Here is a 15,655-nt window from a genome sequence, read left to right on the forward strand (position 1 = left end):
CGCAACAACAATCGCAGGCGCTGAGCGTCCAGCCGCATCAGATGGAACAGGAACCTCACGCGCCCCTGCGCATCGAGCCAGGCGCTGAACTGCCATTGGCGGTCGGCGAGCGCAAGGAGGTTGCTGCTCAGCTGGGACTGCGCGAAGGCGATCGCGTCGGGGCCTTCGATCGAGACGAGTTCGGCAGGATAAGTGCTTGGCATGGCGCATGACATAAGGGATCAGCGCGGCGAAGGCAAGGCGAGGACGAGGTTTTGGCGCAGCGTCAAGGTTGTGCTGCGCCATTGGCGCGTATTACGCTTTTGCGGCTTTACTTATGTCCGAGACCTCCTCCCCAACCGAATCCACCCCGGCTCCCGCTCCCGCGGGAAGCGACGCCGCGCCTGCGCGGCCGGCGGAAGGCGGGTCGGCGCCGGAGCGTCCGGCGCCCGATCCCACCCGCTACGGCGATTGGGAAAAGAACGGACGCTGCATCGACTTCTGATCCGCCCGCGCGGCACATGCCGCGTCGGCGTAGGAGAGGGCGATCGGACGCCAGCGATTCCACACCACGGATAGCCGCCATGGCCGATACGCAACGACCGCTCTCACCGCACCTTTCCGTCTACAAGTGGCAAGTGCAGATGGTGACCTCCATCCTGCATCGCGCCACCGGCATGGCCCTCGCCGTGGGCCTGCTGCTGGCGGCCTGGGGCCTGGTCGCCCTGGCTGGCGGCGAGGAGCGCTTCGGCCACTTCACCGCCTTCGTCGGCAGCCCGGTCGGCATCATCCTGCTGGTCGGCTGGAGCTGGTCGCTGTTCTACCACCTGTGCAACGGCATCCGGCACCTGGTGCAGGACGGCGGCTACGGTTATGAGATCGTGCAGTTCGTGCGCTCCAGCTGGGCCTCGATCGTCCTCAGCCTGCTGCTGACCGCGGCCGTGTGGGCCTACGTGCTGACCCTGGGAGCCGCCGCATGAGCGCCTATCCGAAGGAATACCGCAACCCGCTGAAGAAGGCCCGCGGCCTGGGTTCGGCCCAGCATGGCGTGAGCCACTGGTGGGTGCAGCGCGTCACCGCCGTCGCCCTGGTCGGCCTGGGCGTCTGGCTGGTCACGCTGGTGCTGCGCGTGCTGCACGCCGACTACGCCGCCGCCCGCGAGCTGGTCGCGCGTCCGTGGAACGCCGTGCTGCTGATCGCCTTCGTCGTCACCGCGTTCTGGCACGCCGTGCTTGGCCTGCAGGTAGTGATCGAGGACTACGTGCATACCCGCTGGAAGGAGATCGCCCTCCTGACCGCGATCAAGTTCGTTGCCGTGCTCGCAGCCCTGGCGGGCGTGCTCGCGGTGCTGCGCATCGCCCTGGGAGCTTAAGTTCGATGGAAGCCTACAAGGTCCAGCAACACAAGTACGACGTGATCGTGGTCGGCGCCGGCGGCGCGGGCCTGCGCGCCACCTTCGGCCTGGCCGAGAAAGGCCTGAAGGCCGCGTGCATCACCAAGGTCTTCCCGACCCGCTCGCACACCGTGGCGGCCCAGGGCGGCATCTCCGCCGCGCTGGGCAACATGGGCGAGGACGACTGGCGCTTCCACTACTACGACACCATCAAGGGTTCCGACTGGCTCGGCGACCAGGATGCGATCGAGTACATGTGCAAGGAGGCCCCGGCGGCGATCATCGAGCTGGAGCACTACGGCGTACCGTTCTCGCGCACCGAGGAGGGCAAGATCTACCAGCGCCCGTTCGGCGGCATGACCACGCACTACGGCAAGGGCACCGCGCAGCGCACCTGCGCCGCGGCTGACCGCACCGGCCACGCGATCCTGCACACGCTCTACCAGCAGGCGCTGGCGCATGACGCGGCGTTCTTCATCGAGTACTTCGCGATCGACCTGATCTTCGACGAGCAGGGCGTCTGCCGCGGCGTGCTCGCGCTGGACATGAACGAGGGCACGCTGCACTTCTTCCGCGGCCATGCCGTGGTGCTGGCGACCGGCGGCTACGGCCGCGCCTACTTCAGCGCAACGTCCGCGCACACCTGCACGGGCGACGGCGGCGGCATGGTGCTGCGCGCGGGCCTGGCGCTGCAGGACATGGAGTTCGTGCAGTTCCACCCGACCGGCATCTACGGTGCCGGCTGCCTGATCACCGAGGGCGTGCGCGGCGAGGGCGGCTACCTCACCAACTCCGAGGGCGAGCGCTTCATGGAGCGCTACGCGCCCAGCGCCAAGGACCTCGCATCGCGCGACGTGGTCAGCCGCGCGATGACCATCGAGATCCGCGAGGGCCGTGGCGTCGGCGAGCACAAGGACCACATCCACCTGAACCTGATGCACCTGGGCGCGGACGTGATCCACGAGCGGCTGCCGGGCATCGCCGAATCGGCACGCATCTTCGCCGGCGTGGACGTGACCAAGGAGCCGATCCCGGTCATCCCGACCGTGCACTACAACATGGGCGGCATCCCGACCAACTACCACGGCGAGGTGGTGCAGAAGAAGGGCGACGACGTCGACGCCGTGGTGCCGGGCCTGTTCGCCATCGGCGAGGCAGCCTGCGTGTCGGTGCACGGCGCCAACCGCCTGGGCTCCAACTCGCTGCTGGATCTGGTGGTGTTCGGCCGCGCCGTGGCCGGCCGCTGCGCCGAGCTGGTCAAGCCCGGCACGCTGCACCAGGACCTGCCCACGAGCATCCTGGACAAAGCGCTGGCCCGCTTCGACGGCCTGCGCAACGCCAAGGGCAGCAAGCCGACCGCGCAGATCCGCGCCGAGATGCAGCGGACCATGCAGAAGGACGCCGCAGTGTTCCGCACCGGCGAGACGCTGGCCGAGGGCAAGCGCCGCATCTCCGAGGTGTTCGACTCGTTCAAGGACGTCGGCGTCACCGACCGTTCGCTGGTGTGGAACTCCGACCTGATCGAGACGCTGGAACTCTCCAACCTGCTCGCGCAGGCGGTGGTCACCATGCACTCGGCCGAGCAGCGCATGGAAAGCCGTGGCGCCCATGCGCGCGAGGACTTCCCCGAGCGCGACGACGAGCATTGGATGAAGCACACCCTGGTCGCCCTGAGCGACGCGGGCCAGACCAGCTTCGACTTCCGCCCGGTGCACATGTACACGTTGACGGACGACGTCGACGTGGTGCCGCCGAAGAAGCGCGTTTACTGAGCAACCGGACCGGAGACCCATCGTGGCAGAGTTCACGCTACCGAAGAATTCCAAGATCCAGTCCGGCAAGCATTACCCGGCGAAAGGCGCGAAAAAGCCGCGCACCTTCAAGATCTACCGCTGGAGCCCGGACGACGGCCAAAACCCGCGCATCGACACCTACGAGGTCGACATGGCCTCGTGCGGTCCGATGGTTCTGGACGCCCTGCTGAAGATCAAGAACGAGATCGACCCGACGCTCACGCTGCGCCGCTCCTGCCGCGAAGGCATCTGCGGTTCCTGCGCGATGAACATCGAGGGCACCAACACCCTGGCCTGCACCAAGGCCATCGACGACTGCAAGGGCGGCGAAGTGGCGATCTATCCGCTGCCGCACATGCCGGTGGTCAAGGACCTCGTGCCGGACCTGACGCACTTCTACGCGCAGTACGCCTCGATCAAGCCATGGATCCGCACGCAGAGCCCGGCGCCGGCCCGCGAGCGCCTGCAGTCGCCGGAAGACCGCAAGCAGCTGGACGGCTACTACGAGTGCATCCTGTGCGCCTGCTGCTCGACCAGCTGCCCGAGCTACTGGTGGAACGGCGACCGCTACCTCGGTCCCGCGATCCTGCTGCAGGCCTACCGCTGGATCGCCGACAGCCGCGACGAGGCCACCGGGGAGCGCCTGGACGACCTGGAAGACCCGTTCAAGCTCTACCGCTGCCACACCATCATGAACTGCGCGCGCACCTGCCCGAAGGGCCTCAATCCGGCCAAGGCGATCGCGGAGATCAAGAAGCTGATGGTCGAGCGCCGCTCGTAAGCGCGCGAACCTGTGGGTTTTGCTCCCTCTCCCCTCCGGGGAGAGGGCTGGGGTGAGGGGCCACTCTTGCGACAGATTTTCACCGGTGCCGTCGCCACGCAGCCAGGATTCGCGAAGCGCGTTTTGCCTGGACATCCGGCAAAGCGCGTCGAGGCTTCGTCCCACCTTTCCCGCAAGACCAGCCCCTCACCCCAACCTTCTCCCCCATACTTGATCGAGGATGGGGGAGAGGGAGCAAGAAGCGGCGCTTCGCCATGAGCCTCGCCCGCCTGCGCTGGCGTGCCCGCCGCGGCACGCGCGAACTCGACGCGCTGCTGGGCGGCTGGCTGGACGAGTGCTACGCGGATGCCGATGCGGCCCGCCGACAGGCCTTCGGCGAGCTGCTCGACGCCCAGGACCCGGACCTATGGGACTGGATCATGGGGCATGCGCAGGCGCCGCGCGCCGACTGGCAATCCATCGTCGATGACATCCGCACCCGCCATCGGCTTTGATTACCGCCCCTCGCGGCTGCCGGCGCGGCTGTTGCTGGCCCTCGCCGGGCTCGCGTTGGTGGCGATAGCCCTCAGTGGCGCGCCGTGGGCCCTGAAGCTGCCCATGGCGCTGGCATCGACAGCTCTTGTCGTGCTCGCCGTGCGGCGGGCTTCGCGATCGACCGTCACCGGTGTCGCGCTGGCTGGCGAAGGCTGGACGCTCTATCGCGTGGCGCGCAGCGAAAGCCGGGCGACGCTGGCATCGTTCCGAGTCCTTGGCGACTGCGTGTTGTTGCGCCTGAAGAGTGCCGAGCGGGTCGAGGTCCTGCTGCTCGCCCCCGACAACAGCGATGCCGACCTGCGCCGGCGCCTGCGCATGCGCCTGGCGGCGATGCAGCCGGCGCAGGCCGCAGCCGATTGAGGGTCGGGCGGCAGCATGCATGCGTCCCGGCACTTTCGCCGCGCACGAAGGTCCAATTGCCCGATAATGTTTGTTCGGGCGGCCCGCCCATCGACCGGATAAAGCGACCGCCCATGTTCCGACCGCTCGAACTGTTCATCGGCCTGCGCTACACGCGCGCCAAGCGCCGCAACCAGTTCATCTCCTTCATCTCGACCGTTTCCATCATCTGCATCGCGATCAGCGTCACCGCGCTGATCACCGTGATGTCGGTGATGAACGGCTTCGACTCCGAGCTGCGCACGCGCATCCTGGGCGCCATCTCGCACGCCACCGTTTCAGGCCTGCCCGGCCAGGCAGTGCAGGACTGGCCGCGCGCCGTGAAGATCGCCGAGGCCAATCCTCACGTGAAAGGCGCGGCGCCCTACGTGGAGATGGAGGCCTTCCTGCAGGCCCGTCGCCCCAGCGGTGCGCTGGTGCGCGGCATCGAGCCGGGCGAGGAGCCGAAAGTTTCCGACATCAACACGCACATGGTCGAAGGCAGTCTGAACGAGCTCAAGCCCGACAGCTGGAACATCGTGCTGGGCAAGGAACTGGCGCTGACGCTGGGTGTGACGGTGGGCGACCGCGTGACCATGGCCGTGCCGCAGTTCCGTGGCACGCCGATGGGCAGCGTGCCGCGCCTGCGCGGTTTCCACGTGGTGGGCGTCTTCGAGCTGGGCATGCAGGAGTTCGACTCCAACCTCGCGCTGGTCAACATGCACGATGCCGAGAAGCTCAACAGCCTGGACGGCCCCACCGGCATCCGCCTCAAGCTCGACGACATGTTCAACGCGCGACCGGTCGCCCGCGAGCTGGCCAACGACCTGGGCCAGATCTACAGCGTGCAGACCTGGATGGACAGCCACGCCAACTTCTTCTCCGCGATCTCGATGGAGAAGCACGTGATGTTCATCATCCTCTCGCAGATCATCCTGGTCGCGGTGATCAACCTGATCTCGATGCTGATGATGCTGGTCACCGACAAGCAGGCAGACATCGCGATCCTGCGCACCCTCGGCTCCACGCCGCGCAGCATCATGGGCATGTTCATGGTGCAGGGCGTGCTGGTGGGCGTGGTCGGCATCGGCTTCGGCGTGGGCTTCGGCTCGCTGCTCTCGTGGAAGCTGCCGGTTATCGTCAAGTGGATCGAGCACCTCACCGGCGTGACCTTCCTCTCGCCGGACGTCTATTACATCAGCGAAGTGCCCAGCAAGCTGGTCGCCAGCGACGTGGGCTGGGTGACGCTGGTCACCTTCGTCTTCTCGCTGCTGGCGACGCTCTATCCCGCGTGGCGCGCCTCGCGCACGCAGCCGGCGCAGGCGCTGCGCTATGAATAAGCCTACCGCCATGACCAACGACATCGTGCTGCGCGCCAGCGGGATCGCCAAGACCTACGAGGAAGGCGACCTCAAGACCGAGGTGCTCAGCAACGTCAACTTCAGCCTGAAGCGGGGCGAGACGCTCGCCATCGTGGGCGCCTCGGGCTCCGGCAAGAGCACGCTGCTGCACATCATCGGCGGGCTGGATTCGCTGACCCGCGGCGAAGTGGAGGTGGACGGGCGCATCCTCTCGAAGCTGTCGGATGCCGAGCGCGGCCGCGTGCGCAACCGCTCGCTGGGCTTCATCTACCAGTTCCATCACCTGCTGCCGGAGTTCACGGCGCTGGAGAACGTCTGCATGCCGCTGCTGATCCGCGGCGTGTCCATCGCCGAGGCCGAGCGCCAGGCGAGGGTGCTGCTGGAGCGGGTGGGCCTGGGCAAGCGCGAACAGCACAAGCCGGCCGAGTTGTCCGGCGGCGAGCGCCAGCGTTGCGCGGTGGCGCGCGCGCTGGTCACCCGTCCGGCCTGCGTGCTCGGCGACGAACCCACCGGCAACCTCGACGAGGGCAATGCGGCGCAGGTCTACGAGCTGATGCTGGAACTCAACCGCGAGGTCGGCACCAGCTTCATCCTGGTCACCCACGACCACCGCCTGGCATCGAAGATGGATCGCACGCTGGAGCTGCACAACGGCGAGCTGCAGGCACGGGGCTGACGGCCCTGGTTCTGCCCTGAGCCGGCAAACCCCTACACGCATTTCAGCCCCGCCGCGGCCGGCCGCACGCTAGGCTGCGAGCCTGGCCACGGGAGGGCGTATGCGCACGGCATGGATGCCCGGCGCGGTGGAAGCGGGCATCGCGTTTCTGCTGGGCGTACTGGCGGTGCAGTGGCTGCCATCGCTGCCGCCCGCGGCGTGGCCCGCGCTGCCGGGACTGGCTGCGCTGCTGGCCAGCCGGCGCTGGCCGCGACTGTGCCTGCCGGCGATCTTCCTGATGGCTGCCGCCTGGGCGATCTGGCGCGGCGCGATGGCGCTGGAGCTGCGCCTGCCGCGCGAGCTGGAGGGAAGGGACTTCGACGTGACCGGCACGGTGGCCGAGTTGCCGCTGGTCCGCAGCGACGCCACACGCTTCCTGCTCGATGTCGATCGCGCCATGTTGGACGGGCAGACTGTTCCACTGCGCGGCCGCGTACGGCTCAGCTGGTACGACGACGCTCCCGTGGTGCCGGCCTGTTCGCAGTGGCGGTTGCGCGTCCGCCTGCGCCGGCCGCGCGGACTGATCGATCCAGGCGGCAGCGATGGCGAGCGAAGCGCGCTGGAGCGACGCATCGCCGCAGTAGGCTACGTGCGGGAGGACGGCGACGACCGCCTGCTGCAACCACGCCGCTGCGTGGACGGCCTGCGCGAACGCATCGCCGCCGGCATCGCCGCACGCGTGCGCGATCCGCACGATGCGGCCCTGCTGCAGGCCTTCTCCATTGGCGATACCCGCGGGCTTGACCAGGACGACTGGGAGGTCGCCCGCGCCAATGGCGTGCCGCACCTGATCGCGATCTCCGGGTTCCACGTGGGGGTCGCCGCGCTGTTCGGCGTAGCCCTTGCACGCCTGCTGTACCTGCTCTGGCCGAGCCTGGCGCTCCGGCTGCCGCGCCTTCCTGCCCAGGCCGCCGCGGCGTTGCTGGCTGCCGTCGCGTATGGCGCGCTGGCCGGCTTCGGCTTGCCGACGGTGCGCACGCTGCTGATGATCGCGGTGGTGGCTCTGGCCCAATGGAGCCGCCGCACCGTCGGCGGGGCGCAGACGCTGGCGCTGGCCCTGATCGCGATCCTGCTGGCCGATCCGCTGGCCGTGCTGGCGGCCGGTTTCTGGCTGTCCTTCGTCGGCGTGGCCTTCCTGATGCTCTGCCTCACGGCGCGGCCGCGGGGCTGGCGGGGCTTCCTGCACGAGCTGTCGGGCGGCCAGCTGGTGATGACGGTGGCGCTGCTGCCGCTGACCCAGTGGTTCTTCGGCGAGGCCTCGCTGGTGGGCGCGTTGTCCAACCTGATCGCCGTGCCGTTCGTGAGCTTCGTCATCGTGCCGCTGGCGCTGATCGGGCTGCTGTCGCTGCTGCTCGTGCCGGCGGTGGCCACGCCCGTATTGCACCTGGCCGCTGCCTGCGCACACGCGCAATGGTGGCTGCTGCAACGGATGGCGGCCTGGCCCGGCGCGCACTGGTATCTGCCCCAGGTGCAGCCGTGGGCGCTGCTGCTGGCGACCGTTGGCGCGCTGTGGCTGTTCGCCCCGCGTGGCCTGCCACTGCGCGGCCTGGGCCTGTTGCTGTTCCTGCCGCTGGCCTGGCCGCCGCAGCGGCTGCCGGCACCGGGCGGCTTCCAGGCATGGGTGCTGGACGTCGGGCAGGGGTTGTCGGTGATCGTGCGGACCCGGCACCACGCCATGGTGTACGACGCCGGTGCGCGCTATCCGTCCGGCTTCGACCTGGGCCAGGCGGTGGTGGTGCCTTCGCTGCACGCCCTGGGCATCGATGCGCTCGACCTGTTGATGGTCAGCCACGCCGATAACGACCATGCCGGTGGCGCGGCTGCAGTGGCGACGGCGTATCCCCAGGCTGCCCGCTATGCCGGCGAGCCGCGGCGGATGCCAGTGCCGATGCAAGCCTGCCTGGCGGGCCAGGATTGGACCTGGGACGGCGTGCGCTTTCGCGTGCTGTCGCCGGCCGCTGGCGCCACCGTCCAGCGCAACGATCGCTCCTGCGTGCTGGCCGTGGACGGCGCCGGTGGACGCCTGCTGCTCACCGGCGACATCGGCAGCGATGTCGAACCGGCGGTGGCCCGGGTGGCGGGTCCGGCGCGGCCGACGGTATTGGTGGTGCCGCACCATGGCAGCCGCTACTCCTCCGATCCGGCCTTCATCGCTGCGCTGCAGCCCACACTGGCACTGGTTTCGGCCGGATGGCACAACCGCTTCGGCCATCCGCACCCGCTGGTGCTCCAGCGCTACCAGGCCGCAGGCGTGCCCCTGCTGAACACCGCCGAGCGCGGCGCAATCCAGATCGACGCGGCACCGGACCGCCCGCCCGCCGAGGTCGCCAGCTGGCGGCTGCGCGAGCCCCGCTACTGGCGTGAATGAACGGTGTTTTGCAACTGCCAAGCGCGCCGCGGAACCCCGTGAAGGGACTGCTATGATTCCGCCTTCCCTGAAAGTTGCCGTAGCGGGAGTTGGCAGTGCTCGAAATTCTGATGGCTGGCGGGTGGGCGATGCTGCCCATCCTGGTGTGTTCGGCGGCTGCCCTGGCGATCGTGCTGGAGCGGTGGTGGACGCTGCGGCGCAAGTCGGTGCTGCCCGAGGGCCTGGGCGAGGAAGTGCGTCAGTGGGCGCGCAGCGGCCAGCTCGATCCGGCGCATCTGGACGCCCTGGCCGCCGGTTCGCCGCTGGGCGAGCTGCTGGCCGGCGCACTGGCCGTGCGCAACCGCCCGCGGGAGCAGATCAAGGAGCGCATCGAGGATACCGGCCGCCACGTGGTCCACCGCATGGAGCGCTACCTCAACACGCTCGGAACCATCGCGCTGATCGGCCCGCTGCTGGGCCTGCTCGGTACCGTGATCGGCCTGATCCGCATGTTCATGCAGGTGATGGGCGGCGGCATGGCCGATCCGACCAAGATGGCCGGCGGCATCGGCGAGGCGCTGATCTGCACCGCCACCGGCCTGGTCGTGGCGATCCCGGCCTATGTGCTGCACCGCTACTTCCGGTCCAAGGTCGCCGGCTACTGCATCGACATGGAAAAGCAGGCCACCGCGCTGCTGGATGAGCTCACCGGCCCCGCCACGCCGGTGGCGCGTCCGCGGCGCACGCCCTCTGCCGCTTCCAGCGCCGGCTGAGGCCAAGCATGCGTATCGGTTCCGACCGTCGGCAGGACGATTTCGAGATCAACGTGATCTCGCTGATCGACGTGCTGTTGACGCTGCTGATGTTCTTCGTGCTCACCACCACCTTCGTGCAGCACTCGCGCCTGCAGGTCACCCTGCCGCAGGCCAGCGCCGAGGATCGCGACATGCAGGCTCCCGCGCTCACCGTGATGATCGATCGCGACGGCCGCTACTACGTGGGCAGCGACGAAGTCATGGGCGAAGGCGTGGACCCGCTCAAGCAGGCCATCGCGCGCGTGGGCGGCGAGGACCATGACCGTCCGGTCACCATCCGTGCCGATGCCATGACGCCGCACCAGAACGTGGTTACCGCGATGGATGCGCTGGGCCAGCTCGGCTTCACGCACCTGTCCATCGCCACCACGCCCAGCCAGGAAACCGCCCGTTGACGGCCCGCAAGGTCGCCCTCTGGGACGCCGACACCCTGCGCGTCTACAAGCGGTTGCTCGGCTATACGCGACGCTGGTGGCCGATCGCGCTGGTGGCCATCCTCGGCATGGCGGTCGACGGCGGCGCACTGGCCGCGTTCACCCAGAAACTGCGGCCGATGATCGACGACCTGTTCGCCAGGAAAGATCCCTACCTCATCTTCTGGATGCCGATCTGGATCGTGGCGATCTTCCTGATCCGCGGCATCGGCACCTTCGTCAGCAACTACGGCATTTCCTACGTGGGCCGCAACGTGGTGCAGGCGATGCAGGCGGACGTCTTCGCAGCCTACCTGCGGCTGCCGGCCGCGTTCTTCGGCAGCGAGCCCTCCGGCCAGCAGATCTCGCGCATCACCTACACCAGCGAGCAGGTGGCCTCCGCCTCCACCGACGCATTGAAGATCATGGTGACCGAAGGCGTTACCGTGATCGGCATGCTGTACGTGATGCTCAGCAACAGCGCCTACCTGTCGCTCACGCTGCTGATGATGGCGCCCGGCATTGCCCTGGTGGCCACGGTCGTGAGCAAGCGCTATCGGCAGATCAGCCGGCGCATCCAGGGCTCCATGGGTTCGGTGACGGACGCGGTGGGCGAGTCGGTCAGCGCGCATCGGGAAGTGCGCGTGTACGGCGGCCAGCAGCATGAGGCGACGCGCTTCGCGGCGGTGTCCCATCGGGCACGCCGCCTCAACATGAAGATCGCCACCACGGCCGCCAGTTCGAGCACGGCGATCCAGACGGTCGCTGCGCTGGCGCTGGCCTTGCTGGTTTACCTGGCCACGCGGCCGAACATCATCGGAGCCATTTCGCCGGGCGTGTTCATCGTCGTGCTGACGGCCATGGGCGCCATGATGCCTTCGCTGAAGCGGCTGGCGAACGTGCAGGCGAACATCCAGCGAGGCATCTCGGCAGCCGAGGACCTGTTCGAGGTCATCGACACGCCGGCGGAGGAAGACCACGGGCGCATGGTGCTCGAGCGTACGCGTGGCGACATCCGCTTCGAGGGCGTGCGCCTGCGCTATCCACGCAGCGAAATCGATGCCCTGCGCGGTGTGGACCTGCATTGCGCGCCGGGCAGCGTGACCGCGCTGGTCGGGCGCTCGGGCAGCGGCAAGAGCAGCCTGGTCAGCCTGCTGCCGCGCTTCCTGGAGCCGGCCGCCGGGCGCATCGTGCTCGATGGCGTTGACTACCGCGAGTACACCCTTGCCTCGCTGCGCAAGCAGATCGGCTGGGTGGGACAAAGCGTCGTGCTGTTCGACGGCAGCATTGCCGAGAACATCGCCTACGGCGAGCTTGCCGGCGCCAGCGAGGACAGCATCATCGAAGCGGCCGAGGCGGCCAACGCGATGGAGTTCATCCGGCGCATGCCGCAGGGCATCCACAGCCCGATCGGGCAGGGCGGAAACATGCTCTCCGGCGGCCAGCGCCAGCGCCTGGCCATCGCCCGCGCGATCCTCAAGAACGCCCCCATCCTGGTGCTGGACGAAGCGACCAGCGCGCTGGACACCGAATCGGAGCGGCTGATCCAGCAGGCCCTGCAGCGCCTGATGCGCGACCGCACCACGCTGGTCATCGCGCACCGCCTTTCCACGATCGAGCACGCCGACCAGATCGCCGTGATGGACCAGGGACGCATCGTCGAGCGCGGCACCCATGCCGAGCTGATCGCGCAGGGCGGCCAGTACGCCGCCTTGCACCGCATGCAGTTCCACGAGCAGGAAGAAGGCTGAGGCACCCATGGCGCTCGAACAACGACTCGAGCGTGCCTGGTACGGCGAAGGCCGCACGCCATGGTGGACCTACCCGCTGGCCTGGCTCTACGGCGGCGTGAGCGGCCTGCGCCGCGCGCTCTACCAGCGCGGCTGGCTGCGCAGCGTGCACCTGCCGGTGCCGGTGGTCGTCATCGGCAACATCACCGTCGGCGGCACCGGAAAGACGCCGCTGACCATCGCCGTCGCCCAGGCGCTGCGCGAGCGCGGTTTCGTGCCCGGCGTGGTCAGCCGCGGCTACGGCGGGCGCCAGCGCGAGCCGATGCTGCTGACCGGCTCCCCCAACCCGCTGCAGGTGGGCGACGAACCCAGCCTGATCCGCGCGCAAGGCATCCCGGTGGCAGTGGGCCGCGACCGCCCCGCGGCCGCACGCCTACTGATCGGCGCGGGTTGCGATCTGATCGTCGCCGACGACGGCCTGCAGCACTACCGGCTTGCCCGCGACGTGGAAATCTGCGTGATCGACGCCGTGCGCGGCTTCGGCAACGGCCGCCTGCTGCCCGCCGGTCCGCTGCGCGAACCGCTGATGCGCCTGGCCACTTCGGACATGCGCGTCTGCAACGGCGGCGAACGCACCGGCGCCTATACCATGCAGCTCGGTGGCGGCGATGCCTGCTCCCTCGTCGACGATACCCGCCAGGCGCTCACCGCCTTCACCGGTCAACGGGTGCATGCGGTCGCCGCCATCGGCCATCCCGCGCGCTTCTTCGACAGCCTGCGCGCCTACGGCATCCTGCCGATCGAGCACGCCTTCCCCGACCACCACGCCTTCGTCCCCGCCGACTTCCACTTCGGCGAGGAGCTGCCGGTGCTGATGACCGACAAGGACGCGATCAAGTGCGGCCGCTTCGCGCAGGCGGGGTGGTGGCGGGTACCGGTGAGGGCCGAGTTGCCGGCGGCGTTCTTTGATGCCTTGGCTTCCCGCATCAGGACAAGCCGCGAACCCTGACCGCAACCGCTCCTTCGGCGGATGCGCCTGATTCCTGCAAGGCACCCATGGCGTCTTTGTGGCACTTGCCGCTCGACCAGCCAGTGCGGGTTTTCTGCGCCACTTCCGTAACTGGCGAAAAAAGGCGCGAGACGACGGGCCTGTACCTGGCGCCCGCCCGCAGGCGGGCCTTCGCAAACCTCCCGATCCCGGCCCAAGGCCCTTCCACCTCGCGCGCAATGCTTGCTTGACAGCCCGGGCTGCCCGACTTGCTCGCTCGCGACCATTGCTGTACATTGACGATCCAGTGTAATAGCGCATTATCACAATGAAACGAAAAGCGATCGATCCCGAGACCCCGAACGAGTCGGTGGAGCGCAGCCTTTGCGAGGCGTTGCTGGCGCTGCGCGAGGTGGACGAGATGCAGGCCTTCCTGCATGACCTGTGCACGCCGGCGGAGCTGGAGGCGCTGGTGGATCGCTGGCGGGTGGTGCCCTACCTGCTGGAGGAAGTGGCCTACCGGGAGATCCACGAGCGCACCGGGGTGAGCATCACCACCATCGGGCGGGTCGCGCGCTTCCTCAACCAGGGCAACGGCGGCTATCTCGCCGCGGCGGCGCGCGCGGCGCGCAAGCGCAAGCTGGCGAAGGTGTCCCCGTGAGGCCGCGCGACCGCCTGCGCATCGCCATGCAGAAGTCCGGGCGGCTGACCGAGCCGGCCCAGGACCTGCTCACGCGCTGCGGGCTCACCTTCAGGCAGAGCCGCGACAAGCTGTTCTGCTTCGGCGAGGGCGAGCCGGTAGACCTGCTGCTGGTGCGCGACGACGACATCCCCGGGCTGATCGCGCAGGGCGTATGCGACCTGGGCATCGTCGGGCGCAACGTGCTCAACGAATACCAGCTCACCACGGGCCGCGACGACGAAGTGGCGCTGGCGGAATGGCGCGGACTGGGATTCGGCCGCTGCCGGCTGTCGCTGGCGGTGCCGCAGGAGCTGGACTACGCCGGCGCGGGCGACCTCGCCGGGCGGCGCATCGCCACCTCCTATCCGGGGCTGCTCGGCCGCTGGCTGCGCGAGCGCGGCATTGGCGCGGGCGTGGTGACGCTGGCCGGCTCGGTGGAGATCGCACCCCGGCTCGGTACGGCCGATGCCATCTGTGACCTGGTGCAGAGCGGCGGCACGCTGCTGGCCAACCAGTTGCGCGAGGCCGACATGGTGCTCGAGAGCGAGGCGCTGCTGGTCGGCCCGCAGGTGCTGCCCACCGACGAGCGGGGCGATCTGGTGGAACTGCTGCTCAAGCGCATCGATGGCGTGATCCAGGTGCGCGAGTCGCGCCTGCTGCTGCTGCAGGCACCGCGCGGCTCGCTGGAGGCCATCACCCGGCTGTTGCCGGGCGGCCCGCAGCCGACCCTGCTGTCGCTGGCCGGCCAACCGGACCAGGTGATGTTGCAGGCGCTGTGTGCGGGCGAGGTGGGCTGGCGGCAACTGGAAGAGATCAAGAAGGCCGGTGCGCGCGAGATGTTCGTGCTGCCGGTGGAGAGGATGCTGGCATGAAGCGGCTAGACTGGAATCGCCTGGACGAGCGCGGTCGCGCGGAGGCGCTGGCGCGTCCGGTGCAGGCGCGCACGGAGGAGCTGCGCGAGGGCGTGCAGCGGATCATCGCCGCCGTGCGCGCGCATGGCGACGATGCGCTGTTCCGTTTCACCGAAGCCTATGAACGGCTGCGGCTGGAGCGGTTGGAAGTGACGCAGGCCGAGATGGACGAGGCGGAGACTGCGCTTGACCCATCGCTGAAGGCGGCGATCCGCGAAGCGGCGGCGCGCATCGAGGTCTTCCACCGCGCTACCGCGCCCGGCCCGGTCGCGGTCGAAACCGCGCCGGGCGTGCGGGTGGAGCGCGTGCAGCGGCCGATCAGGCGGGTTGGCCTGTACGTGCCCGCCGGCAGCGCGCCGCTGCCTTCGACTGCGCTGATGCTGGGTGTGCCCGCACGCATTGCCGGTTGCCCGCAGATCGTGCTGTGCTCGCCGGCGCGCGCGGATGGCCGCTGCGATCCGGCGGTGCTCTACGCCTCGCGCGTGGTCGGCGTACACCGCGTGTTCAAGCTCGGCGGTGCGCAGGCGATCGCCGCGACGGCCTACGGCACGGCCAGCGTGCCGCGCTGCGACAAGCTGTTCGGTCCGGGCAACGCCTGGGCTACGGAAGCCAAGCTGAAGGTATCGAGCGATCCACAGGGCGCAGCGATCGACATGCCGGCCGGTCCGTCCGAAGTACTGGTGATCGCCGACGCACAGGCCGACGCGACCTTCGTGGCGGCGGACCTGCTGTCGCAGGCCGAGCACGGGCCGGATTCGCAGGTGTTGCTGGTCAGTCCGTCGGCGCCGCTGCTCGATGCGGTGGCGGTCGAGATCGAGCGTCAGTGCGTGGCGGT

At 68.9% G+C, this 15,655-nt stretch carries 17 protein-coding genes and 1 pseudogene; 17 read left to right on the forward strand and 1 reads right to left on the reverse strand.

The window, feature by feature from the left end:
• Window positions 1-203 (reverse strand): annotated as a pseudogene (locus tag HOQ08_RS04655) (folate-binding protein); the annotation flags it as partial.
• 113 nt (window positions 204-316) lie between these two features.
• On the opposite strand from HOQ08_RS04655, the gene HOQ08_RS04660 reads away from it, so the two are divergent.
• The 17 genes from HOQ08_RS04660 to hisD form a co-directional block, all read left to right on the forward strand.
• The gene (locus tag HOQ08_RS04660) at window positions 317-484 is read left to right on the forward strand and encodes a DUF1674 domain-containing protein (RefSeq protein ID WP_291192143.1); all 168 of its coding nucleotides are present in this window, start codon (window positions 317-319) and stop codon (window positions 482-484) included.
• A gap of 79 nt (window positions 485-563) precedes the next feature.
• Window positions 564-959: a succinate dehydrogenase, cytochrome b556 subunit gene (sdhC, locus tag HOQ08_RS04665; RefSeq protein ID WP_291192145.1), complete on the forward strand. Its 396-nt coding sequence runs from the start codon at window positions 564-566 to the stop codon at window positions 957-959.
• A complete protein-coding gene (gene sdhD, locus HOQ08_RS04670; RefSeq protein ID WP_291192147.1) occupies window positions 956-1,351 on the forward strand; it encodes a succinate dehydrogenase, hydrophobic membrane anchor protein in 396 nt (131 codons plus the stop codon). Before sdhC ends, sdhD begins: the two co-directional genes overlap by 4 nt.
• Window positions 1,352-1,356: 5 nt before the next feature.
• The gene (sdhA, locus tag HOQ08_RS04675; protein WP_291192149.1) at window positions 1,357-3,144 is read left to right on the forward strand and encodes a succinate dehydrogenase flavoprotein subunit; all 1,788 of its coding nucleotides are present in this window, start codon (window positions 1,357-1,359) and stop codon (window positions 3,142-3,144) included.
• 22 nt (window positions 3,145-3,166) lie between these two features.
• The gene (locus HOQ08_RS04680; protein WP_291192151.1) at window positions 3,167-3,946 is read left to right on the forward strand and encodes a succinate dehydrogenase iron-sulfur subunit; all 780 of its coding nucleotides are present in this window, start codon (window positions 3,167-3,169) and stop codon (window positions 3,944-3,946) included.
• 254 nt (window positions 3,947-4,200) lie between these two features.
• Window positions 4,201-4,440: a succinate dehydrogenase assembly factor 2 gene (locus tag HOQ08_RS04685; RefSeq protein WP_291192153.1), complete on the forward strand. Its 240-nt coding sequence runs from the start codon at window positions 4,201-4,203 to the stop codon at window positions 4,438-4,440.
• Window positions 4,412-4,840 carry a protein YgfX gene (locus HOQ08_RS04690; protein WP_291192155.1) on the forward strand — a complete coding sequence of 143 codons (429 nt, stop codon included), beginning with the start codon at window positions 4,412-4,414 and terminating at the stop codon, window positions 4,838-4,840. The genes HOQ08_RS04685 and HOQ08_RS04690 overlap by 29 nt, the downstream gene beginning before the upstream one ends.
• A 113-nt stretch (window positions 4,841-4,953) precedes the next feature.
• Window positions 4,954-6,198, forward strand: a complete 1,245-nt coding sequence (locus HOQ08_RS04695) for a lipoprotein-releasing ABC transporter permease subunit (protein WP_291192157.1) — start codon at window positions 4,954-4,956, stop codon at window positions 6,196-6,198.
• The gene (gene lolD, locus HOQ08_RS04700; RefSeq protein WP_291192159.1) at window positions 6,191-6,895 is read left to right on the forward strand and encodes a lipoprotein-releasing ABC transporter ATP-binding protein LolD; all 705 of its coding nucleotides are present in this window, start codon (window positions 6,191-6,193) and stop codon (window positions 6,893-6,895) included. The genes HOQ08_RS04695 and lolD overlap by 8 nt, the downstream gene beginning before the upstream one ends.
• Before the next feature lie 100 nt (window positions 6,896-6,995).
• Window positions 6,996-9,302: a DNA internalization-related competence protein ComEC/Rec2 gene (locus HOQ08_RS04705; RefSeq protein WP_291192161.1), complete on the forward strand. Its 2,307-nt coding sequence runs from the start codon at window positions 6,996-6,998 to the stop codon at window positions 9,300-9,302.
• A 95-nt stretch (window positions 9,303-9,397) separates the two neighbouring features.
• Window positions 9,398-10,054 carry a MotA/TolQ/ExbB proton channel family protein gene (locus tag HOQ08_RS04710; RefSeq protein WP_291192163.1) on the forward strand — a complete coding sequence of 219 codons (657 nt, stop codon included), beginning with the start codon at window positions 9,398-9,400 and terminating at the stop codon, window positions 10,052-10,054.
• An 8-nt stretch (window positions 10,055-10,062) separates the two neighbouring features.
• Window positions 10,063-10,491, forward strand: a complete 429-nt coding sequence (locus HOQ08_RS04715) for a biopolymer transporter ExbD (protein WP_291192165.1) — start codon at window positions 10,063-10,065, stop codon at window positions 10,489-10,491.
• A complete protein-coding gene (gene msbA / locus HOQ08_RS04720; RefSeq protein ID WP_291192167.1) occupies window positions 10,488-12,260 on the forward strand; it encodes a lipid A export permease/ATP-binding protein MsbA in 1,773 nt (590 codons plus the stop codon). Before HOQ08_RS04715 ends, msbA begins: the two co-directional genes overlap by 4 nt.
• A 7-nt stretch (window positions 12,261-12,267) precedes the next feature.
• Complete coding sequence (gene lpxK / locus HOQ08_RS04725; RefSeq protein ID WP_291192169.1) at window positions 12,268-13,248, forward strand: tetraacyldisaccharide 4'-kinase; 981 nt, start codon at window positions 12,268-12,270, stop codon at window positions 13,246-13,248.
• Window positions 13,249-13,555: 307 nt separating this feature from the next.
• Window positions 13,556-13,888, forward strand: coding sequence for a YerC/YecD family TrpR-related protein (locus tag HOQ08_RS04730; RefSeq protein ID WP_291192172.1), 333 nt, complete (start codon window positions 13,556-13,558; stop codon window positions 13,886-13,888).
• Between the two features lie 26 nt (window positions 13,889-13,914).
• On the forward strand, window positions 13,915-14,781 hold the full coding sequence (hisG, locus tag HOQ08_RS04735) for an ATP phosphoribosyltransferase (RefSeq protein WP_291192176.1): 867 nt from the start codon (window positions 13,915-13,917) through the stop codon (window positions 14,779-14,781).
• A partial coding sequence (gene hisD / locus HOQ08_RS04740) for a histidinol dehydrogenase (RefSeq protein ID WP_291192174.1) occupies window positions 14,778-15,655 on the forward strand: 878 nt, incomplete at its 3' end. The genes hisG and hisD, both read left to right, overlap by 4 nt.

Origin of the sequence: Frateuria sp., from assembly GCF_013362045.1 — a bacterium.
Lineage (GTDB): Bacteria > Pseudomonadota > Gammaproteobacteria > Xanthomonadales > Rhodanobacteraceae > Frateuria_A.

What these genes read in the sequence shown, in the direction of transcription:
- HOQ08_RS04660 (WP_291192143.1), top strand. Translation starts at nt 317, where the DNA reads ATGTCCGAGACCTCCTCCCCAACCGAATCCACCCCGGCTCCCGCTCCC.
- sdhC (WP_291192145.1), top strand. Translation starts at nt 564, where the DNA reads ATGGCCGATACGCAACGACCGCTCTCACCGCACCTTTCCGTCTACAAG.
- sdhD (WP_291192147.1), top strand. Translation starts at nt 956, where the DNA reads ATGAGCGCCTATCCGAAGGAATACCGCAACCCGCTGAAGAAGGCCCGC.
- sdhA (WP_291192149.1), top strand. Translation starts at nt 1,357, where the DNA reads ATGGAAGCCTACAAGGTCCAGCAACACAAGTACGACGTGATCGTGGTC.
- HOQ08_RS04685 (WP_291192153.1), top strand. Translation starts at nt 4,201, where the DNA reads ATGAGCCTCGCCCGCCTGCGCTGGCGTGCCCGCCGCGGCACGCGCGAA.
- HOQ08_RS04690 (WP_291192155.1), top strand. Translation starts at nt 4,412, where the DNA reads ATGACATCCGCACCCGCCATCGGCTTTGATTACCGCCCCTCGCGGCTG.
- HOQ08_RS04695 (WP_291192157.1), top strand. Translation starts at nt 4,954, where the DNA reads ATGTTCCGACCGCTCGAACTGTTCATCGGCCTGCGCTACACGCGCGCC.
- lolD (WP_291192159.1), top strand. Translation starts at nt 6,191, where the DNA reads ATGAATAAGCCTACCGCCATGACCAACGACATCGTGCTGCGCGCCAGC.
- HOQ08_RS04705 (WP_291192161.1), top strand. Translation starts at nt 6,996, where the DNA reads ATGCGCACGGCATGGATGCCCGGCGCGGTGGAAGCGGGCATCGCGTTT.
- HOQ08_RS04715 (WP_291192165.1), top strand. Translation starts at nt 10,063, where the DNA reads ATGCGTATCGGTTCCGACCGTCGGCAGGACGATTTCGAGATCAACGTG.
- lpxK (WP_291192169.1), top strand. Translation starts at nt 12,268, where the DNA reads ATGGCGCTCGAACAACGACTCGAGCGTGCCTGGTACGGCGAAGGCCGC.
- HOQ08_RS04730 (WP_291192172.1), top strand. Translation starts at nt 13,556, where the DNA reads ATGAAACGAAAAGCGATCGATCCCGAGACCCCGAACGAGTCGGTGGAG.
- hisG (WP_291192176.1), top strand. Translation starts at nt 13,915, where the DNA reads ATGCAGAAGTCCGGGCGGCTGACCGAGCCGGCCCAGGACCTGCTCACG.